Here is an 18,087-nt window from a genome sequence, read left to right on the forward strand (position 1 = left end):
TATTGCGGGAAGGAGCGTTACTGCGCGTCGGCAGCCGGGCTGCCGCCCTCGGCCTGCTGCTGGGCGATCTGCTCGTGCACGGCTTTCATGTCCAGGCCCTTGACGGCCTCGACCAGTTCGGTGAACTGCGTGGCGTTCAGGGCGCCGGGCTGGGAGAACACGAGCACCTTCTCGCGGAATGCCATGAGGGTGGGAATGGAGGTGATGCCTGCGGCAGCGGCGAGGGACTGCTCGGCCTCGGTATCCACCTTCGCGAAGGTGACGTCATCGTGCTGCTGCGACACGGCGTCGTACACCGGGGCGAACTGCTTGCAGGGTCCGCACCAGTCGGCCCAGAAATCAACGAACACGATGTCGTTGCCCTCGATGGTTTCCGGGAAGCTAGCCTCAGTGATATTGATTGTCGACATCCCTTAACGCTAGCGATCCCGGCTTGCCCTGTCAGGCCTGTTCGCTACCGATGAAGCGCCCCAACCGCTCTACACAGCCGGAGGTACGAGTGACCGACCCGTATGACCTGACCCGATTCGTCGAGGCCCAGAACTCCGAGGGCACCTATGAGCAGGCCCTTGCCGAGTTGCAGCGGGGCCGCAAGACGGGGCACTGGATGTGGTTCGTCTTTCCCCAGATCGCCGGACTGGGCAGCAGCCCGACCTCGGTGAAGTACGCCATCACGTCGCTCGACGAGGCGCGGGCGTACCTGTCGCACACCGTCCTCGGACCCCGACTCATGGAGAGTGTCCATGCCCTCCTCAACCTGCAGGGCGGGGATCCTGTCGCGGTGCTCGGCGGGATCGACGCCCGCAAGCTCCAGTCCTCCATGACGCTCTTCAACCGGGCCAGCCCACAAGAGCCGTGGTTCACGGCAGTGCTGGATCGCTACTACGACGGCGCGGAGGACGAGGCGACGACGTCGCTCCTCGCGGGCTGACGCCGCCGCTTTCCCGTTCCTGCCGGCGGGTCTCTGCGGAGTGCATGAGCGACCGACAGGGTGTGGGCGAGGATCGTCAAGGAGCCGTGGTTGCGGGACAGCTGGCTGGACGCCGCGGGTACTGCTAGGTGGTGAGGTTGAGTTTCTCGATGATCGGCAGGGCGGCTGCGAGTGTCGCCCTCTCGTCGTCGTCGAGATGCTCGAGCAGGGCCGCCACGCGCTCGTTGCGGCGCAGGCTCGCCTCCTCCCAGGCGGCGCGGCCCTTGTCCGTCAGCTGTACCAGGACGGCGCGCGAGTCCGTGGGGTCCGGCTGCCGGCTGACAAGGCCCGCTTGTTCGAGCTTGATGATCTGCTCCGTTGCCGACGGAACCCGTATGCCGAGGTTGGCGGCAACGCGGCTCACGCGCAGGGGCTCGTCGGCAGCCATGCTCAGTGTGCTCATCTGCATGGTGGTCAGTTCGCCGTCGCCGTCCATGGATCGGCTGAGATAGACAGCGTGACGCAACGTGGTGCGGAAGGACTGCGCCAGTGCAAGCAGCTGCCGGCCGGTCGGGGAATCGGTCATAGTTAGGTAGCCTAACATTCAGGGCCGAGCACGACAAGGTGCGCGGAGGCAGTGGTAGCGCTAGCGTGGCAAGAACCGACGTCAGGGGACATTGTGCAGGACCCAGCACCATTGGCCACGCAGGCAGAGCTCATCGACGACCACCTGGACCGCATTCTCACCGAGGTCGACGACGCCATCGCCCTCCTGACCGGGACCTGGTCGACACACCGCACCCTGCTGGATCGGGCCAGTGGTACGGCGGGCATCTTCACAGGCACGACCACCTTCACCCCCGCTGACGGCGGCCTCCGGTGGGACGAGGCGGGCACCGTATTTTGGCCGCATTTCCGCGGTCCGGCCTCCCGCTCCTACTCGATCGAGGGAGATGGATCGGCGATAGCGGTCCACTTCGAGGACGGGCGGCTACTCTGCCGGCTCGACCTGAGCCACGGTAGGGCACGCGATGACCACGCCTGCGCGCCGGATACCTACCGCGTGGAGTTCGCCGTCACCTCCCCGGACACCATCGAGTACTCCTGGGACGTCACGGGCCCGGCGAAGGACCTCCTGCTGACGACGACCCTCACTCGCGTGACCCAGTGAAAGCTGAAGCCGGGGCCACGTCAGCGAGCGGCGGGACCCGGCGCGGGTTCCGGTGCCGTCGCCCGAGGGCCGGCAGGGCCCGACAACGACACCCGCGAACGCTGAGGGAACACGGAGCGGCCTGCCCGCCGACCGAAGTCAGCGGCGGAGCAGGCCGCCTTCGGCTGCGTCCGACAGGACGCAGACCGCGCCAGGAGCCTAGGGAGTGTGGGACGGCAGTCCCTGGCGAAGCGGCGTGGAGGACGGGCCGTCAGCCCCGGCCGGTTCGGAGGCCTGTGCGGGGAGCGGATCGCCACCCGCCTGGTCGTCGTGCGCGGGGCGACCCTCCTCCAGCCGGGCAAGCCCCAGCCGACCGCGGGTTGCGACGAGGATGACCAGGGCGATCACGGCCATGGCAAGGAGCTCGTGGATCTCGTGCACTCCGCCGAGGGCGCTGACCTTGAGGCCGGAGGCAGCATTGACCGCGGTGTGCGCAGCGACGACGGCGAGCAGTCCGCCACCGGCGATGTTGAAGACGAACCCGAGGACGATCGCTATCGCCATGACGAGGATGACGTAGATGGGGAACGAGATGGCCGACTGCGCGGTGGCCATCGACCAGAGAGGCGCGTGCCACACGGCCCAGATGATGCCCAGCATGACGTTGGCGGCCACGGGCGGCAGTGCCGCCTGCAACCGCGGCAGGGCGAAACCGCGCCATCCGAGCTCTTCATTACCTCCGCCGACCAGGGCGATGAGGACGATCATGCCGGGCAGGGCGGCGATTCCGGTCCCGAGCCCCTGGGTGTCCAGGGCCCCGCCGGCAAGCAGCGCGATGCCACCGGAGGCAACCAGTGCCACGAAGATCAACGCACCGATGATGAAGGGACGCCCTCCGCCCTGTCTTCTGGGGAGGTAGCGGCCGAACAGCGCGCGGAGGCCTGCGCGACCATCGAGCCGGGCAGTGACGACGGTGGCGGCAACCGCCGGACCGAAGCTGCCGAGGATGACGAGGGCCATGGTCGACGAAGCTCCCGGCGCAATCAGTGGGCCGGCCCACCAGACGAGCCAGGAGAACGCGAAGGCGATGATGAAGAACGCCGCGAGTCCTCGCGACGGAAGCAGGCGGGCGTCGGCGGTTGGAAGTGCGGTGGCAGAGGACGCATGAGGAGTCATGGGCCCATGCTCCCATACGGCGTATGAGAATCCTACGTCGTATGACTTAGAGGGTCTGGCCGACGTCATGAAGGAGGTCGGCGAGGCATCAGGCCGCCGTTCTGGCGTTACGGATCGCGAGTCGCGCGAATGCTTCGACGAGTTCTGGTGGATGGACGACGTCGATGTCGGTGTCGAAGCGGTTGAGGACGACCGCTCGTGGGGCGGGGGCCACTGATTCGGAAGTGGACCGCGAACGGCAGTCCACTTCGACCATATGCTCGCTTCCATGGAAATCCTCACGTACCGCGCATTCATCACGCCCGACGCGAATCCACGGTCGGGCAATCCGGCGGGGGTGGTCATCGGCGCGGAGGCACTGTCCCGGGCGGACATGCTCACCGTCGCGAGGGACCTGGGCTTCAGCGAGACCGCGTTCCTCACCGAGACCACGCCCGGGTCGACGCGCGTCCGCTATTTCAGCCCTCGGGACGAAATCGCTTTCTGCGGTCACGCGACCATCGCTTCCGGAGTCGCACTCGCTCGGCGAGGAGCCGGACCTGTCGTCGCTTTCGATACCAACGCGGGAGAGGTGCTCGTGGAGGTCTCGTCGGACCGGGCGACCCTCACTGCGGTCGACACGGAGGTCGATCCGTTGAGCGACGCACTGCTGGACGAGCTGCTCGCCGCTCTTCGCCTGTCGCGCGACGACCTCGACCCCGCCCTGCCACCGGCGTTCGTGCGCGGCGGGAATCCGCACCCGATCGTCTTCGTGCGGGAAGGCGTGCTCGCTTCTCTCGATCACGACGGCGAAGCGGTTCTGCACCTTCAGGACCGTGAGGGCTGGGACGGAACGATCCCCGTCGTCCACCGCCTGTCACCCGGCAGGTTCGCTTCCCGCAATCCGTTCCCTCGCGGTGGCATCCGGGAAGACCCCGCCACTGGCTCCGCTGCGGCAGGTCTCGGTGCCTATCTTCGTGCAGGTGATCACCTTGCCCTGCCCGCGGTGGTCGAGGTCGAGCAGGGCGCGGAGGTCGGGCGTCCCTCGTTGATCACCGTCGAAATCCCACTCGAAGGCCGTATCCGTGTGACAGGCGCGGCCTCGGAGCTGTAGCGAACCCTGGGGGCGGCGTCGAGGGAAGTGCCAGAGGTGGGCGGATTATCGCCCTCGTCGTACCGGACGGGCTGACCGAATCCGAGCGTACGCCGGGTGGTACCGGCGGCTACCCTGACGAGAGCAGCCCTGGGTGTCACACCATCCCTCTGGAGGTCCTTCGGTGACAAGTACCCTGCTTCGCTCGGCGACGCCTCCGACGGATGCGGTGAAGGCGTCGTCGTTCCGTCCCGACATCCAGGGTCTGCGCGGCCTCGCAGTCATCTCGGTGCTGCTGTACCACCTCGACGTACCCTTCGTGCCGGGCGGGTTCGTGGGAGTCGACGTCTTCTTCGTCATCTCCGGGTTCCTGATCACCGGGCTCCTGCTCAAGCAACTCGCCACGGCAGGGCGGATATCCCTCGTCGAGTTCTATGCCCGCAGAGCCAGGCGGCTGCTTCCTGCGGCGACCCTCGTCCTCGTGGCCACGGCAGCGCTGACCGCAGTGTTCCTGCCGATCACGCGGTGGGCGTCGATCGGCTGGGACATCATCGCTTCGGCTCTGTACGTCCAGAACTGGCGCCTTGCCGGCGACTCCGTCGACTACCTCGACGGCGACGTGGGCCCGGGCCCGCTGCAGCACTTCTGGTCCCTCGGCGTGGAGGAGCAGTTCTATCTGGTCTGGCCCCTGCTGCTCATCGCCGCCGGCTGGCTCGCGACGAGGCGGAAGCGTCGTTCCGGACCGATCGCCGCGGCAGACCCGAGCCGGCTGCTGCTCATCGGGCTCGGCCTGGTGCTGCTGCCATCGCTGGCGTGGTCGGTCTACTTCACCGGAACAGAGCCGGAGCCCGCCTACTTCTCCTCGACGACACGGTTCTGGCAGCTCGCACTCGGCGCGATTCTCGCCGTGATCCCCGCGCGCCTTGAGAGGTTACCGAGCCGCGCCGCAGCGATCATGGGCTGGACCGGGATGGCCGGCATCATCGGCTCGGTCGTCCTGATCGACGGATCGCTCCCCTATCCGGGTGCAGCTGCCCTGGTTCCCACGATCTCGTCCGCCCTCGTGATCGCGTCGTGCACCGGGCGAGCACCACTCGGGCCCGCACACGTCCTCGACACCCGGCCCATGACCTTCGTCGGAGACATCTCCTACTCCCTATACCTCTGGCACTGGCCACTCATCGTCCTGGCGACGGCGGTCCTCGGGACACTGCACGGCACGGCGGTCATCCTCGTCGCCGGACTGTCGGTCGGCGTCGCCTTTCTCACCTACCGCTATGTGGAGAGGCCGGTCAACCGATGGAGGGCCCTCACCGTCGCTCCCGTGCGCGCGCTCTGTGCCGGCGCCGTTCTCGTGCTGGCCGGAGCAATCACGGGCGGGATGCTCGTGAACACGGTCCGTGTGGAGGTGGACCGGGCCGAGGACGGCATGCGCCAGGCGGGCGATGTCCGGAACGGCGCCATGACCCTCCCAGGCGACCCCCGCTCGTCCGGGGTCCGGCCCCAGGAGACCGCTGAATACATCACACCGATGCCTATCGTGGCGGGCGAGGACTTCCCGACCTGCGACTCAACCAGGATCAGTCAGACCCACATCACGTCCTGCCAGTACGGCGATACGGCATCCGAGCGCCACGTCGTGCTGGTGGGGGACTCCCACGCGAAACAGTGGATCCCGGCACTCGACGGCATAGCCCGGGACAAGGGGTGGAAGCTCACGGCCTACATCCATGACGCCTGCCCCTTCGCAACCGGGGAACTCGAGCGGAAAGGGCGGCTCTACACCACCTGCATGGAGTGGAACGCCCGCATGCAGGACCTACTGGGACGTGACGACCGTCTCGCGCTCGTCATCACCAGCAGCTATACGGAGAGCGCCGGCATCGCGGACGCATCGGACGACGTCGCTTCCATGTCGGAAGCGTTCCAGCGATCGTGGAGCAGCTTCACCCGCCGTGGCATCCCTGTCGCCGTCATCAGGGACACTCCCGCACCCGCCATCAACGTCCCGGACTGCGTTGCCCTGAACCTCGGGGATCTGACCGAATGCTCCGTGCCACGCAGCGAAGCAGCCGATGACAAGGGGCTGGCGCAACTGATGGCCGCAGCATCCCTTCCCGGTACCACCGCCATCGACCTCAACGACTCCATCTGCCCCGCCACGAGGTGCCCGGCCGTCATCGGCGACGTCCTCATCTACCGGGACACGGACCACCTGACGGCGTCGTACGTCCGGTCGCTCACTCCCCGCCTTGCGGAACCGCTCGAGGGGCTGGTCGACGCCGGGTAGCTCCCCCAGGACCGAGGGATTAAACACGAGAGGCCGGTACTTCCTCTATTCCTAGCGGAAGTACCGGCCTCTCCTTGCTGTGGCAGATGAGGGATTCGAACCCCCGTAGGCGTTGCCAGCTGATTTACAGTCAGCCCCCTTTGGCCGCTCGGGTAATCTGCCGAACGTCTTCACAGGAAGACCGCCCGCAGCAAGCGCGGGCAAGACAACTTTACAGACAAACAGCCGCTGTGACGAATCCGCGCTGGCGCTAGAGGCCCGCGGCGATCCTGCGCTCGATCTGCGCGTAGAAACCGTCCGCCTGCTCGGGCGTGACGAGACGCATCAGGACCGCCTGGTCGAGGTCGTCACGGACCCCGGCGAGCCGCACCTCCGACGGCGTCGCCCCTGGCGCAACGGCGACCGGCGATGCGACCGTCACCGACGACGCCGGGTCCGGCCCGAGCGTGATGTCCTTCGCTTCGTGGTCCGCATCCGCAGCGACGGCTCGCGGCGGCACGGCCAGCGCCGGCGCCGCCGTGACACCCGTCAGGGATGCCGCGGCGGCTGCCGCGAGGAAGGACCCCGCTACCGCCGTGCGGAGACGGACCTGGTAGCGCCGGTGTCGTGGGTCAGGCATGAAATTCTCTCCTCGAGGGGCGACTGGTACTCCTACCGTTCCATCGGACCGTGTACGCGTCCCCGGAGTGGCCTGACCGCTCCCTGTGAAGCGCCCGGCCCAGCCGTCCGGGGGTTGCGGATAGTCTTTAACGCAAGAACCCAACCACCCCGAGGAGGCATCGTGGCGAGTGAATCCACGTTCGACGTCGTAAGCAAAGTGGACAAGCAGGAGGTCGCCAACGCGCTGAACCAGGCGCAGAAGGAGATCGCCCAGCGGTACGACTTCAAGGGGGTCGGCGCGGAGGTGGACTTCAGCGGCGAGAAGATCCTCATGAAGGCGAACTCGGAGGAGCGCGTCCTGGCCGTGCTCGACGTCCTGCAGTCCAAGATGATCAAGCGCGGCATCTCCCTGAAATCCCTCGACACGGGCGAGCCCTACCCGTCCGGCAAGGAGTTCCGCCTCGAGACGACCATCAAGGAGGGCATCGCGCAGGATCTTGCGAAGAAGATCAACAAGCTGATCCGTGATGAGGCCCCCAAGGGCGTGAAGTCGCAGATCCAGGGCGATGAACTGCGCGTCAGCTCGAAATCACGCGATGACCTGCAGGCCACCATGGCGCTCCTCAAGAACTTCGATGAGGCCGACCTCCAGTTCGTGAACATGCGCTGACAGTGCCTTCTCTGTAGACAGCTTTGACGACGACGGCGGCCCCACCTGCGAAAGGTGGGGCCGCCGTCGTCGTCGTGGGCATTTCTCAGGTGAGCGGGCGTCCCGCCATGCCCTCGAGGCGCGCGATGCGCTGGTCCATGGGCGGGTGGGTCGCGAAGAGCTTGCCCACGCCTGCCCCCTTGAACGGATTGGCGATCATGAGGTGTGAGGTGTTCACCAGTCGCTGATCCTGCGGGAGCGGAGCGCGCTGCGTCCCTCGCTCGAGCTTGCGGAGCGCCGAGGCGAGGGCCAGCGGGTCGTCCGTCAGGATCGCACCGTCCTCATCGGCGTCGTACTCGCGCGTACGGCCGATGGCCGTCTGGATGAGCCCCGCGGCCAGGGGTGCGAGGAAGGCGAGCAGCAGGGCCGCGATCGGGTTGCCGCCCTGATTCCGGTTGCCGCCCATCATGCCCGCGAACGCGAACATCTGGGCGACGGACGTGATGACGCCGGCGACTGCGGCAGCGATGGATCCGGTGAGGATGTCCCGGTTGTAGACGTGCATGAGCTCGTGCCCGAGGACTCCGCGCAGCTCCCGCTCGTCGAGCAGCTGCAGGATGCCCTGCGTGCAGCACACCGCGGAGTTCTCCGGGTTGCGGCCGGTCGCGAAGGCGTTCGGGGCCATGGTCGGCGAGACGTAGAGCCTCGGCATGGGCTTGTTCGCCCGCGTGCTGAGCTCGCGCACGATCCGGTACATGGCCGGCGCCTGCTGCTCCGTGACCTCGACGGCACCCATGCTGCGGATCGCGATCTTGTCGCTGTTCCAGTAGCTGTAGGCGATCGAGCCGACGCCGAGCAGGGCGAACAGCCAGATGAACATGGAACTGCCGGTGGCTCCAGCGATGACTGCGCCGAAGACGAGGAAGATCCCCATGAGGGCGCCGAACAACAACGCCGTCTTGGCACCGTTGAAATGGTTGTGCACTGCAACTCCTTGTACTGGGTGGGCCGGGCGGCCCCTTCAGTAGAACGGGGAATCCCAGCGGCCTGTTCCACTCATCGTACGGGGGTGCGCTGCGCGGCCGGCGGAGAGGACCGTGACGGTCACGGTCACGGTCACGGTCACGGTCACGGTCACGGTCACGGTCACGGTCACGGTTCCGGCCGGCGGGAGTCGTACTGGAGGAAGCGCGGCTGCCACCGCGCGACCGCGAGCACGAGCGCGGCACACGCGACACCTCCGACGACGGCGGTCCAGCCCTCCCCCAGCCACGATGCCTGACCTCCGGCGACCATGTCGCCGGCACGGGGACCACCGGCGACGACGACGATGAATACACCCTGGAGACGGCCACGCATGGCGTCCGGCGTCGCGGACTGGAGAATCGTGTTCCGGAACACGCTGCTGATGGAATCCGCGATACCCGCGAGGACGAGGCAGACCGATGCCGGCACTACCCATGCGGACAGTTCCCCCTCGCCCGGGGTCGGCAGGGATGACGAGCCGGCCATGACGACCACGAGTCCGAAACCGGCCACCGAAGCGCCCCACCCCACGATGGACCAGACGACGGCCTGGCCGTGCTTGTGGATGCGCCCGAGTGGCCCGGAGAACAGGCCCGCCAGCACCGAACCGAAGGCGGCCGATGCGAGCAGGATGCCGACCGTGAGTTCTCCCCCGCCGATGAGCACGGCCCCGACCGCGGGGAGCAGCGCCCGCGGCTGGGACGTGATCATGGCGATGAGGTCCAGGATGAACGTCATGCGGATGTTCGGCCGCGTGCCCAGGAAGCGGAAGCCCTCGAGAACCGTCGCGAGCCCGGCCCTGCGGGTGGGACCTTCCGGAGGCATCGGCGGGAGGCGGAAGACCGCCCAGACGGCGAAGGTGAACGTGACGACGTCGACGGTGTACGTCCAGGCGTAACCGACCTGCGCGACGAGCAACCCGGCGAGCAGCGGGCCGAGCGTGAACGCGAGGCCGAAGGTGATCATGCTCAGCGCGTTGGCGGCAGGCAGCAGCTCGGGCCGGACGAGGCGCGGGATGATCGAGCTCCGCGTGGGCTGGTTGATCCCGGCGGCACCGGACTGGATCGCGATCAGGATGTAGAGGAGCCACACGCTGTCCACGCCGGCCCAGGCCTGGATGGCGATGGCCATGGTGGTGCCCCACAGCGCGAAGCCCGAGTACAGCGCGACCTTCCGGCGATCCTGGGCGTCGGCGATCGCTCCGCCATACAAGCCCGCGACGACCAGGGGTACGAGGGCGAAGAGGCTGAGCAGGCCGACGCTGAAGGTGGACTGCGTGAGCGAGTAGACCTGCAGGCTCACCGCGACGATGGTGAGCTGCGTGCCGATCGCCGAGAGCGCGGTGCCGATGTACAGCCTACGGAACGCCGGACTCTCCCTCAGCGGTGTGATGTCGGCGAGGAGTCTTGGCACGGGGAAAGTCTAGCCGGGTGATGATTCGCTCCGGCAACGGTTGGCGAGGTGGAAAAGGAACCGACGGTCGTCGTCGTGCACCCGGACATGACTCGATCTACCGGGTCCGCTCCCCGTAGCGCTACTCCCCGTCGGACCGGGTGGCTGCGGACGGGAGACCGTTGGGTGGGGCCGGAGCTGTCATGGACGCCGGTACCGCGTGGCGGTCACGTCCTGCATGAGGTCTCCGAACATTTCGGTCATGGAGATGGCCACACCCGCATGCTGCGCGATCAGGTCGGCTCCGTCGCCGAGTGTCGCTCGGACGGCGTTCAGCGCCGGTGTGGCTCGGCTCGCGGCGGCAGCGCGCAGAAGCTCCAGGCGCTCCGAACCGGAGGTATGGCCGAGCTCGAACAACGTCCAGTGGAAGAGGTGCATCAGGGCAGTATCACGGTCGAAGCCGTCATGGGCAGGCATGCATTCCGACTCCTCCACGGTGAGGTCGAACTCCCGGTGGAGCGACAGGCCGAAGTCCGTGAAGAGGAGTCTGCCGTCCCGGACGAGGATGTTCCCCGGGTGCACGTCGGAGGGGAGGAGCATCGCCGTCGAACTTGCTGAGGTCCGCCTGGCACTTCGCATCGATGACTCTCCATCCGAGCAGGAGCGGAAAGAAGTCCGCTGCTCCCGTTCGGACCCACTCGGACGTCGTCCGATGCGCGGCCAGTTCTCGGCCGACCGCGTGGGTGGGGCTTCCGATCCCATAGTGGGAGATGAAAGGAAGCGGGAGCCGACTGGTCGTGGCTGTCGGATCCGCTTCCTCGACAGCCGTCAGGGGAAGCTGTTTCACGAAGGCAGCCGCTCCGCCGACGCGCGCCGTCAGGGTCGTTCCGCCGATTCCGACGCCTACGCGTTCGGCGGTGTCGACAAGCATCCGTACGCCGGCGTCGTCCAGTCCGTCGAGCACGGCAGTGATGGCTCGGGCGTCGTCGAGGCGGACCGTCATCGCTCCACCCTAAGCGTGCGGCGCTCGGATCGCCGCCCGAGGTCTCAACCGGAGGCGGCGTCCCGCTCCCCCGCCTCGATGGCGCGGTCGATCTCCTGCAGCACGCGCGTGTCGGCGATCGGACGGAAGTGACCCATCGTGTCGAGCTGGACGTTCCGCGCGCCCTCGACGTAGCTGCCGCCGGGGATGTGGGGATCGAAGCGGCCGTAGATCGAGGTGATGTGGCCGTTGAGCTCGAGATTGGCGCGCAGGGTCCGCAGCGTCCTGTTGTGCGGGGAGAACGCCCGGATACTGGGCAACAGGAAGAAGTTCGCGTAGATCGAGCCGGAGAACGGCGTGTTCACGGCCACCAGCCGCGTGATCCGCCTGGTGACGCTGGACATCGTCATGAGGAACTTCCCGATCAGGCCGCCTTTGCTGTGCGCGACGACGACCACGTCGGTGAGGTCGTTCTCCTCGAGGTACCCGGCGGCGAGCTGGGCCATGGCCTCCACGGTGCCGCGGTTGTAGCCCAGCTTCTGCACCACATGGACGGGATGGCCCGCACGGTGGAGGTGGTCGGCGATGGGCCGCATGAACTGCCAGGTCTCGTAGATGCCGGGGATCAGCAGGACCGGAGCCTTGCCGGCGGGACTTCCGGGAGGCGGAGTCAGGTAGTGCGCAGGATCGTCGCGGAAGACGAACCCGTGCACCTGCCAGAAGCCGACATAGGCGTAGTCCAGCAGCCAGGCCCAGCCGCGCTTGATGAGGATCACCCTCCCCACGGTACCCACCGCACCGGCACCGTGGTGTGCGAGTTGGGTGCGCCTATTATGACTAATTCAGATTTACTGGTTTGATGGAGCCATGACGCAGACAGCCAGGACGCCGGAGGCCCGCGAGGCCCAGTGGTCCGCTGCGCTGCATGCCCATCATCGCCGCGTGACACGCCAACGCCTCGCCGTCCTCGCCGCCGTCGAGCGGTTTCCGCACGCGACGGCCGACGACGCCGCGACCGCCGTTCGCGCGGAACTGCCCCACATCACGGTCCAGTCCGTCTACGTGATCCTCGCCGACCTCACCGACATCGGCCTGCTGCGGCGCATCGAGACGCCGCACTCCCCCGCCCGCTACGAGACCCGCGTGGGCGACAACCACCACCACGCCGTCTGCACCGGATGCGGCCGGATCGAGGACGTCGACTGCGCGGTGGGACACGCGCCCTGCCTGACTCCGGAGTGGTCCCCCGGCGCCTCGCGCATGACCATCCAGATCGCAGAGGTCCTCTACCAGGGCCTCTGCGACGACTGCCGCACGGCAGCCCCCTGAGCCACCACTGATCCCCCAACCCCTAGGAATAGGAGCACTATGTCCGCGAACTTCAGCACCACGCAGTCCGGCGCCCCCGTCATCGACGACAGCAACTCGTCCGTCCTCGGCCGCGACGGCGCCATCCCGCTGACCGACCACTACCTCGTCGAGAAGCTGGCCCAGTTCAACCGCGAGCGCGTCCCCGAGCGCGTGGTCCACGCCAAGGGCGGCGGTGCGTTCGGTGTCTTCGAGACCACCGAGGACGTCAGCATGTACACCCGCGCCGCGCTGTTCCAGAAGGGCGCGACGACGGAGACCCTCCTGCGTTTCTCGTCCGTCGCGGGCGAGCAGGGTTCGCCCGACACGTGGCGCGACCCGCGTGGCTTCGCCCTGAAGTTCTACACCTCCGAGGGCAACTACGACCTCGTGGGCAACAACACCCCTGTGTTCTTCATCCGCGACGGCATCAAGTTCCCGGACTTCATCCACTCGCAGAAGCGCCTCCCCGGCACGAACCTGCGCGACGCCGACATGCAGTGGGACTTCTGGACGCTCAGCCCCGAGTCCGCACACCAGGTGACGTGGCTCATGGGCGACCGCGGCCTGCCGAATTCGTGGCGCACCATGAACGGCTACGGCTCGCACACCTACATGTGGATCAACGAGTCCAACGAGAAGTTCTGGGTCAAGTACCACTTCAAGTCCAACCAGGGCCACGAGGTCCTGACGGTCGACGAGGCCGAGGCGCTCGCCGGCTCGGACGCGGACCACCACCTGCGCGACCTGTCGGAGAACATCGCCCGGGGCAACCACCCGAGCTGGGACCTCAAGGTCCAGATCATGCCGTACGACGACGCGAAGACGTACCGGTTCAACCCGTTCGACCTCACGAAGGTGTGGCCGCAGGGCGACTACCCCCTGATCCCGGTCGGCAAGCTCACGCTGAACCGCAACCCGGAGAACTACTTCGCGCAGATCGAGCAGGCGACGTTCGCGCCGTCGAACTTTGTGCCCGGCATCGCCGCCAGCCCTGACCGGATGCTGCAGGCCCGGATCTTCTCCTATGCCGATGCGCACCGCTACCGCGTGGGCACCAACCACGCCCAGCTGCCCGTGAACATGCCGAAGAACGAGGTGCGCAACTACTCGAAGGACGGCGCGGCACGCTACTACTTCAACTCCTCCTCGACCCCCGTCTATGCTCCGAACTCCGTGGGCGGTCCTGCGGCAGACCCTGCACAGTACGGAGCGCACGGCGGCTGGGAGAACGACGGCGACCTCGTCTACGCGGCGCACTCCCTGCATGCCGAGGATGACGACTTCGGTCAGGCCGGGACGCTCTACCGCGAGGTGTTCGACGACGCGCAGCGTGCCCGCTTCCTCGAGACCATCACCGGTGCGGTCGGCGGCGTGAAGAGCGACGAGATCCGCGCCCGGGCCGTCCAGTACTGGGCCAACGTCGACGCCGAGCTGGGGGCGAAGCTCGCCGCGAACCTCGGTTCCGGCGTCGAGCCCGCCACCGAGTCGGAAGCAGCTCTCTACTAGGCGACCACCAGCTCCCTGCACGAACGAAAGGGCGGACCCGCAAGGGTCCGCCCTTTCCGTGTCCCGGCCCCCTTGTGAGCCGCACCATCGCCCAATGTTTCGCCGGAAGTCCTGCGCGTCTTGATCGCCCGACCGATCTGCGATTACATCGCCATACTCCAACGGGTTCGCTCCCCGGGACTGAAAGACCATCCAGAGCGGCTGAGAGACCTGGCTCGTTGAAGCCGCAGCAACCACCCCGCCGGGGCCGGTGCTACTGCCAGGACCGATGGAGATAGCCTTATCCCCCCGTTGGTGACGACCGACCTCTCGTCGGTCCGAACCCTCCTGCGTGCGCGGATAGGGAAGCCTCGATCACGACTGAGAGGACCGGCATGACTTCCCGCACCGTTTCCAGCCACAACGAAGCCCGACTCCGCCCCGTCCTGACGCGACGGTCACTGCGCATGACGGCGATGCTGGGCATCGCAGCCCTCGCGCTCACTGCCTGCGGGTCGACGGCGGACACCGCTGCTCGGCAGGACGCTGCCTCGGGAGAGCCCGTCGAGGGAGGAACCCTCGTGTACGCGGAGGTGACGCCGATCAACAACTGGCAGACCCAGGCCGCACGCTTCTACGAGAAATCGAACGTCCTCAACAGCGTGCTGGACCGCCTGACCTACTTCGATCCCGAGCAGGGCGAACTGGTGCCCTGGATCGCTTCCGAGTTCTCCGCCAACCCGGAGGCGACCGAGTTCACGTTCACCATCCGCCCGGGCGTGACGTTCAGCGACGGCACGCCGCTGGACGCCGAGGCGGTCAAGCTGAACCTCGACGCGCTGGGTCTCGGCATCGAAGCCGCACAGATTCAGCCGAACGTGGACTTCGCCGGGTACGCGTCGGCCGAGGTGATCGGTGAGGACCAGGTGAAGGTCACGCTGTCCTCCCCCAACGCGAACTTTCTCCGGGCCACCTCGTCCGTCACCGCGGGCCTGGTGTCGCCGGCAACACTGGAGCTGGATGCGGCGGGACAGTCGGCGATCAGCAGAATCTCCGGCTCCGGTCCCTTCGTCTTCGAGTCCGAGAAGCCGGACGAGGAAGTCGTGCTCGCCAAGCGCGCGGAGTATGCCTGGGCACCGGAGACCGCCGCCAACCAGGGGGATGCGTACCTCGACAAGGTCGTCGTCAAATACCTGCCCGAGGTAGCCCACCGCGCCGGCGCCGTGCAATCCGGGCAGGTGGACCTGGTGCGGGGCCTCCAGCCCCTGGACGAGAAGACGCTCGCGGGGAGCGGGAACCAGGTGCTCCCGGCCGAGGGCGTGGACCTCACGGCGAACATGGCTGCGGTCCGGATCGGCAGCGGGAAACTCGCCGATGAGGAGGTGCGCCGAGCCCTGCAGATCGGCATCGACCGGCAGAGCATCAAGGACACCGTCCTGTCCGACAGCTACGAGCTCGCCGCCTCGGTTCTGAACCACAAGGCCCCGGGTTTCACCGACCTGTCCGACGAGCTCGAGTACCAGCCGGAGGAAGCCCGGAAGCTGCTCGACGCCGCCGGCTGGAAGGTCGGAGCGGACGGCATCCGGGCGAAGGGCGGCGTGAAACTGGAGGTCACCGTCACGAGCTCCAACAACTCCGTGGTGATCAAGCCCGCCTTCGAACTCATCGAGCAGCAGTGGCGCGAGATCGGGGTCAAGCTCAACAACCGCGCCGGTGACAACACCTTCCTCGCCACGGCCATGCCCGATCCGAACGTGGAGTTCTTCGGAACCCGCCAGTTCATCTACGGGGGCCTCGGCCCGATCTTCGAGCCCGCCAACAACACCATGACGCACACCAGCGATCCGGAGCTCAATGCGATCTTCGCCGCTGAGCGCGCTGCCGCTCCGGGTCCGGAGCGGGACGCCCTGCTGGCCGAGGAACAGCAGGCACTGGTCCTGGACAAGGCCTACTCGCTCGTGCTGTGGGACGAGGTCCAGGTATACGGTGCGCACAGCGGAACGCACGTCGAGTTCACCTCCGGCACGGCACCTGTGTTCCAGGGCGCCTGGAAGACGGGCGGCTAGCGCTGGTGGCACGCTACCTCGCGCAACGGATCGGGCAGGCACTGCTGGTGGTGTGGCTCGCCTACACCTTCGTCTTCCTCGCCGTGCAGCTCCTGCCCAGCGACCCCGTGACGATCTTCCTGACCGTCGACTCGGCGGTCGACCAGGCCGCGATCGACACGATGAAGAGCCAGTACGGCTACGACCAGCCCCTGCCGGTGCAGTACGTGCACCAGCTGCTGGGACTCTTCTCGGGCGACTTCGGCTACTCGCTGGCGTCGGGCGAATCAGTGAGTGACAGGATCAGTGGTGTCGCCGGATCGACGATGGTGCTGGCAGGCTCCGCCTTCGTCTCCGCAGTACTCATCGCGGTCCTGCTGGTCGCCGCCGCCACCCTCACCCGATCGGGCGCCGCCCGTCGGTTCCTCGTCAACCTGCCTCCCCTGTTCTCCGCGGTACCGGTGTTCTGGCTCGGGTTGGTCCTGCTGGAACTGCTCTCCATCCGCTGGGGTGTGATGTCGCTGTTTCCGGACGGCTCCTTCCTGTCGCTGGCCGTTCCCGTCCTGGTCCTCGCCGTCGTCGTCTCGGCCCCGATGGCCCAGGTACTGCTCAAGAGCATGGCCCATGTCTACGAGCAACCGTTCATCGACGTCCTGAGGGCCAAGGGCGCCTCGCGGTCATGGATCTTCTTCCGCCACGCGCTCAAGAACGCGGCAGGGCCGGCCCTGACGATCACCGGTATCACGGTGGGGACACTCCTCGCCGGGTCCGTCATCACGGAGACCGTGTTCGCCCGCTCCGGTCTCGGCTCGGTGGTCCTCCAGGCCGTCACGACCCAGGACGTCCCCCTGGTCCAGGGGCTCGTGCTCCTGACCGCGACGGTTTTCGTGGTCGTCAACCTGGTGGTCGACCTGCTGTATCCCCTGCTCGATCCGCGCATCCTCAAGAGCAACCGCCAGGGGTCCGCACGGGCCCTCGCCGCCTGACGACCCAGACACGATCGAGGTATCTCCATGCCCGTCACCAGGAATTCCCAGCTCCCGGTCCTTCCGGCCGCAGCAGCACCGGCGACGCCGGTCGGTCCCGACGCGTCGTACGCGGCGATCGACGACGTCGGCCTCGCGCACCCAGCCGCACGGCGCCGTCGCAGGGTGCTCCGCAATCCTTCCCTGTGGGTCCTGGCCCTGCCCCTGACCGTGATCGCAGCCTGGGCGCTCGTCCCCGACTGGTTCACCACGTACTCGCCCCTCGACGGCACCCCGAGCGAGAACTTCCAGGCGCCGAATGCCACCCACCTCTTCGGTACGGATCATCTCGGCCGCGACGTCTTCGCCCGCGTGGTGCACGGAACGCGGCAGACACTCCTGACCGCAGGGCTCGCCGTCCTGATCGGGCTGGTCGTGGGCTCGGTGGTCGGGCTGGTGGCGGCGACCGCAGGACGTGCGGCGGACGCCGTCTCCATGCGACTCGTCGACGTGCTGCTCGCCGTACCCGGCTTCCTGATCTCCCTCGTGATCGTCACGGCTTTCGCTCCCGGGCCCGTGTCCCTCGGGGTCGGTGTCGGCATCGCCTCGGTGGCGTCGTTCGCACGCGTCGTCCGATCGGAGGTCCTGCGTGTCCGGAACCTCGACTTCGTCGAGGCGTCCTTCCTTAATGGCGGCACCTACTGGTCGGTGGTGCTCCGCCATATCCTCCCGAACGCCAGTGGACCGGTCCTGGCGCTGCTCGCCGTCGACCTCGGGGCGGCCATCCTCGCGATCTCCGGACTGGGCTTCCTCGGATTCGGCGCCCCACCACCCACTCCGGAGTGGGGACTGCTGATCGCGGAAGGACGCCAGTACCTCGGCAGCGCGTGGTGGCTGACGTCGTTGCCGGGCGTGGTCATCGTGGCGACCGTCATCCTGCTGGCTGCCCTCGGGCGGCAGCTGTTGAAAACCTTCCGGATCTAGCCAGGAGCACA

20 protein-coding genes, 1 tRNA gene and 1 riboswitch are annotated in these 18,087 nt (G+C 67.4%); of the genes, 10 read left to right on the top strand and 11 right to left on the bottom strand.

Features of this window, described 5'->3' with window-relative positions; translation table 11 throughout:
• Window positions 1–17: 17 nt before the first annotated feature.
• Window positions 18–410, bottom strand: coding sequence for a thioredoxin (trxA, locus tag CXQ96_RS15570; protein WP_104118918.1), 393 nt, complete (start codon window positions 408–410; stop codon window positions 18–20).
• 89 nt (window positions 411–499) lie between these two features.
• Here trxA and CXQ96_RS15575 point away from each other — a divergent pair, with 89 nt between their 5' ends.
• Window positions 500–931, top strand: a complete 432-nt coding sequence (locus tag CXQ96_RS15575) for a DUF1810 domain-containing protein (RefSeq protein WP_104118919.1) — start codon at window positions 500–502, stop codon at window positions 929–931.
• Between the two features lie 124 nt (window positions 932–1,055).
• On the opposite strand, the gene CXQ96_RS15580 is transcribed toward CXQ96_RS15575, so the two are convergent.
• Window positions 1,056–1,496, bottom strand: coding sequence for a MarR family winged helix-turn-helix transcriptional regulator (locus CXQ96_RS15580; protein ID WP_104118920.1), 441 nt, complete (start codon window positions 1,494–1,496; stop codon window positions 1,056–1,058).
• A 111-nt stretch (window positions 1,497–1,607) separates the two neighbouring features.
• Between CXQ96_RS15580 and CXQ96_RS15585 the strand changes: the two genes are divergently transcribed.
• A complete protein-coding gene (locus tag CXQ96_RS15585; RefSeq protein ID WP_104118921.1) occupies window positions 1,608–2,081 on the top strand; it encodes a DUF6314 family protein in 474 nt (157 codons plus the stop codon).
• A gap of 198 nt (window positions 2,082–2,279) precedes the next feature.
• On the opposite strand, the gene CXQ96_RS15590 is transcribed toward CXQ96_RS15585, so the two are convergent.
• Together CXQ96_RS15590 and CXQ96_RS18955 are read right to left on the bottom strand one after the other, a co-directional pair.
• A complete protein-coding gene (locus CXQ96_RS15590) occupies window positions 2,280–3,236 on the bottom strand; it encodes a CPBP family intramembrane glutamic endopeptidase (RefSeq protein ID WP_181036502.1) in 957 nt (318 codons plus the stop codon).
• Window positions 3,237–3,324: 88 nt separating this feature from the next.
• Complete coding sequence (locus tag CXQ96_RS18955) at window positions 3,325–3,450, bottom strand: hypothetical protein (RefSeq protein ID WP_258059155.1); 126 nt, start codon at window positions 3,448–3,450, stop codon at window positions 3,325–3,327.
• A 54-nt stretch (window positions 3,451–3,504) separates the two neighbouring features.
• On the opposite strand from CXQ96_RS18955, the gene CXQ96_RS15600 reads away from it, so the two are divergent.
• A complete protein-coding gene (locus CXQ96_RS15600; protein ID WP_219816157.1) occupies window positions 3,505–4,329 on the top strand; it encodes a PhzF family phenazine biosynthesis protein in 825 nt (274 codons plus the stop codon).
• A 163-nt stretch (window positions 4,330–4,492) separates the two neighbouring features.
• Window positions 4,493–6,598, top strand: coding sequence for an acyltransferase family protein (locus CXQ96_RS15605; RefSeq protein ID WP_181036503.1), 2,106 nt, complete (start codon window positions 4,493–4,495; stop codon window positions 6,596–6,598).
• A gap of 80 nt (window positions 6,599–6,678) precedes the next feature.
• Here CXQ96_RS15605 and CXQ96_RS15610 read toward each other — a convergent pair.
• A tRNA-Tyr gene (locus CXQ96_RS15610) sits at window positions 6,679–6,760 on the bottom strand.
• 88 nt (window positions 6,761–6,848) lie between these two features.
• Complete coding sequence (locus CXQ96_RS15615) at window positions 6,849–7,217, bottom strand: hypothetical protein (RefSeq protein ID WP_104118925.1); 369 nt, start codon at window positions 7,215–7,217, stop codon at window positions 6,849–6,851.
• Window positions 7,218–7,379: 162 nt separating this feature from the next.
• Between CXQ96_RS15615 and CXQ96_RS15620 the strand changes: the two genes are divergently transcribed.
• Window positions 7,380–7,868, top strand: a complete 489-nt coding sequence (locus tag CXQ96_RS15620; RefSeq protein WP_104118926.1) for a YajQ family cyclic di-GMP-binding protein — start codon at window positions 7,380–7,382, stop codon at window positions 7,866–7,868.
• An 85-nt stretch (window positions 7,869–7,953) separates the two neighbouring features.
• On the opposite strand, the gene htpX is transcribed toward CXQ96_RS15620, so the two are convergent.
• The 5 genes from htpX to CXQ96_RS15645 form a co-directional block, all read right to left on the bottom strand.
• Window positions 7,954–8,832 (bottom strand): zinc metalloprotease HtpX, encoded by an 879-nt coding sequence (gene htpX / locus CXQ96_RS15625; RefSeq protein ID WP_104118927.1) that lies wholly within the window; start codon window positions 8,830–8,832, stop codon window positions 7,954–7,956.
• A 36-nt stretch (window positions 8,833–8,868) separates the two neighbouring features.
• Complete coding sequence (locus CXQ96_RS18960; RefSeq protein ID WP_258059156.1) at window positions 8,869–8,997, bottom strand: hypothetical protein; 129 nt, start codon at window positions 8,995–8,997, stop codon at window positions 8,869–8,871.
• Window positions 8,998–8,999: 2 nt separating this feature from the next.
• Entirely contained in the window at window positions 9,000–10,286 is a 1,287-nt protein-coding gene (locus tag CXQ96_RS15630) for an MFS transporter (RefSeq protein ID WP_104118928.1), read from the bottom strand.
• A 180-nt stretch (window positions 10,287–10,466) separates the two neighbouring features.
• Window positions 10,467–10,904: a hypothetical protein gene (locus CXQ96_RS18140; RefSeq protein ID WP_146070908.1), complete on the bottom strand. Its 438-nt coding sequence runs from the start codon at window positions 10,902–10,904 to the stop codon at window positions 10,467–10,469.
• Window positions 10,905–11,312: 408 nt separating this feature from the next.
• Entirely contained in the window at window positions 11,313–12,023 is a 711-nt protein-coding gene (locus tag CXQ96_RS15645) for a triacylglycerol lipase (protein ID WP_104118931.1), read from the bottom strand.
• Between the two features lie 91 nt (window positions 12,024–12,114).
• Between CXQ96_RS15645 and CXQ96_RS15650 the strand changes: the two genes are divergently transcribed.
• The 5 genes from CXQ96_RS15650 (at window position 12,115) to CXQ96_RS15670 (ending at window position 18,076) form a co-directional block, all read left to right on the top strand.
• Window positions 12,115–12,576, top strand: coding sequence for a Fur family transcriptional regulator (locus CXQ96_RS15650; protein WP_104118932.1), 462 nt, complete (start codon window positions 12,115–12,117; stop codon window positions 12,574–12,576).
• Between the two features lie 39 nt (window positions 12,577–12,615).
• The gene (locus CXQ96_RS15655) at window positions 12,616–14,103 is read left to right on the top strand and encodes a catalase (protein WP_104118933.1); all 1,488 of its coding nucleotides are present in this window, start codon (window positions 12,616–12,618) and stop codon (window positions 14,101–14,103) included.
• Between the two features lie 185 nt (window positions 14,104–14,288).
• Window positions 14,289–14,378, top strand: a riboswitch (SAM riboswitch).
• A gap of 99 nt (window positions 14,379–14,477) precedes the next feature.
• Window positions 14,478–16,148 (top strand): ABC transporter substrate-binding protein, encoded by a 1,671-nt coding sequence (locus CXQ96_RS15660; RefSeq protein WP_104118934.1) that lies wholly within the window; start codon window positions 14,478–14,480, stop codon window positions 16,146–16,148.
• A 5-nt stretch (window positions 16,149–16,153) separates the two neighbouring features.
• On the top strand, window positions 16,154–17,113 hold the full coding sequence (locus tag CXQ96_RS15665) for an ABC transporter permease (protein WP_104118935.1): 960 nt from the start codon (window positions 16,154–16,156) through the stop codon (window positions 17,111–17,113).
• A gap of 27 nt (window positions 17,114–17,140) precedes the next feature.
• Window positions 17,141–18,076, top strand: a complete 936-nt coding sequence (locus CXQ96_RS15670; protein ID WP_104118936.1) for an ABC transporter permease — start codon at window positions 17,141–17,143, stop codon at window positions 18,074–18,076.
• Window positions 18,077–18,087: the final 11 nt, after the last annotated feature.

The sequence above is a fragment of the Arthrobacter sp. B1805 genome (assembly GCF_002929745.1).
Classification (GTDB): Bacteria; Actinomycetota; Actinomycetes; order Actinomycetales; family Micrococcaceae; genus Arthrobacter_D.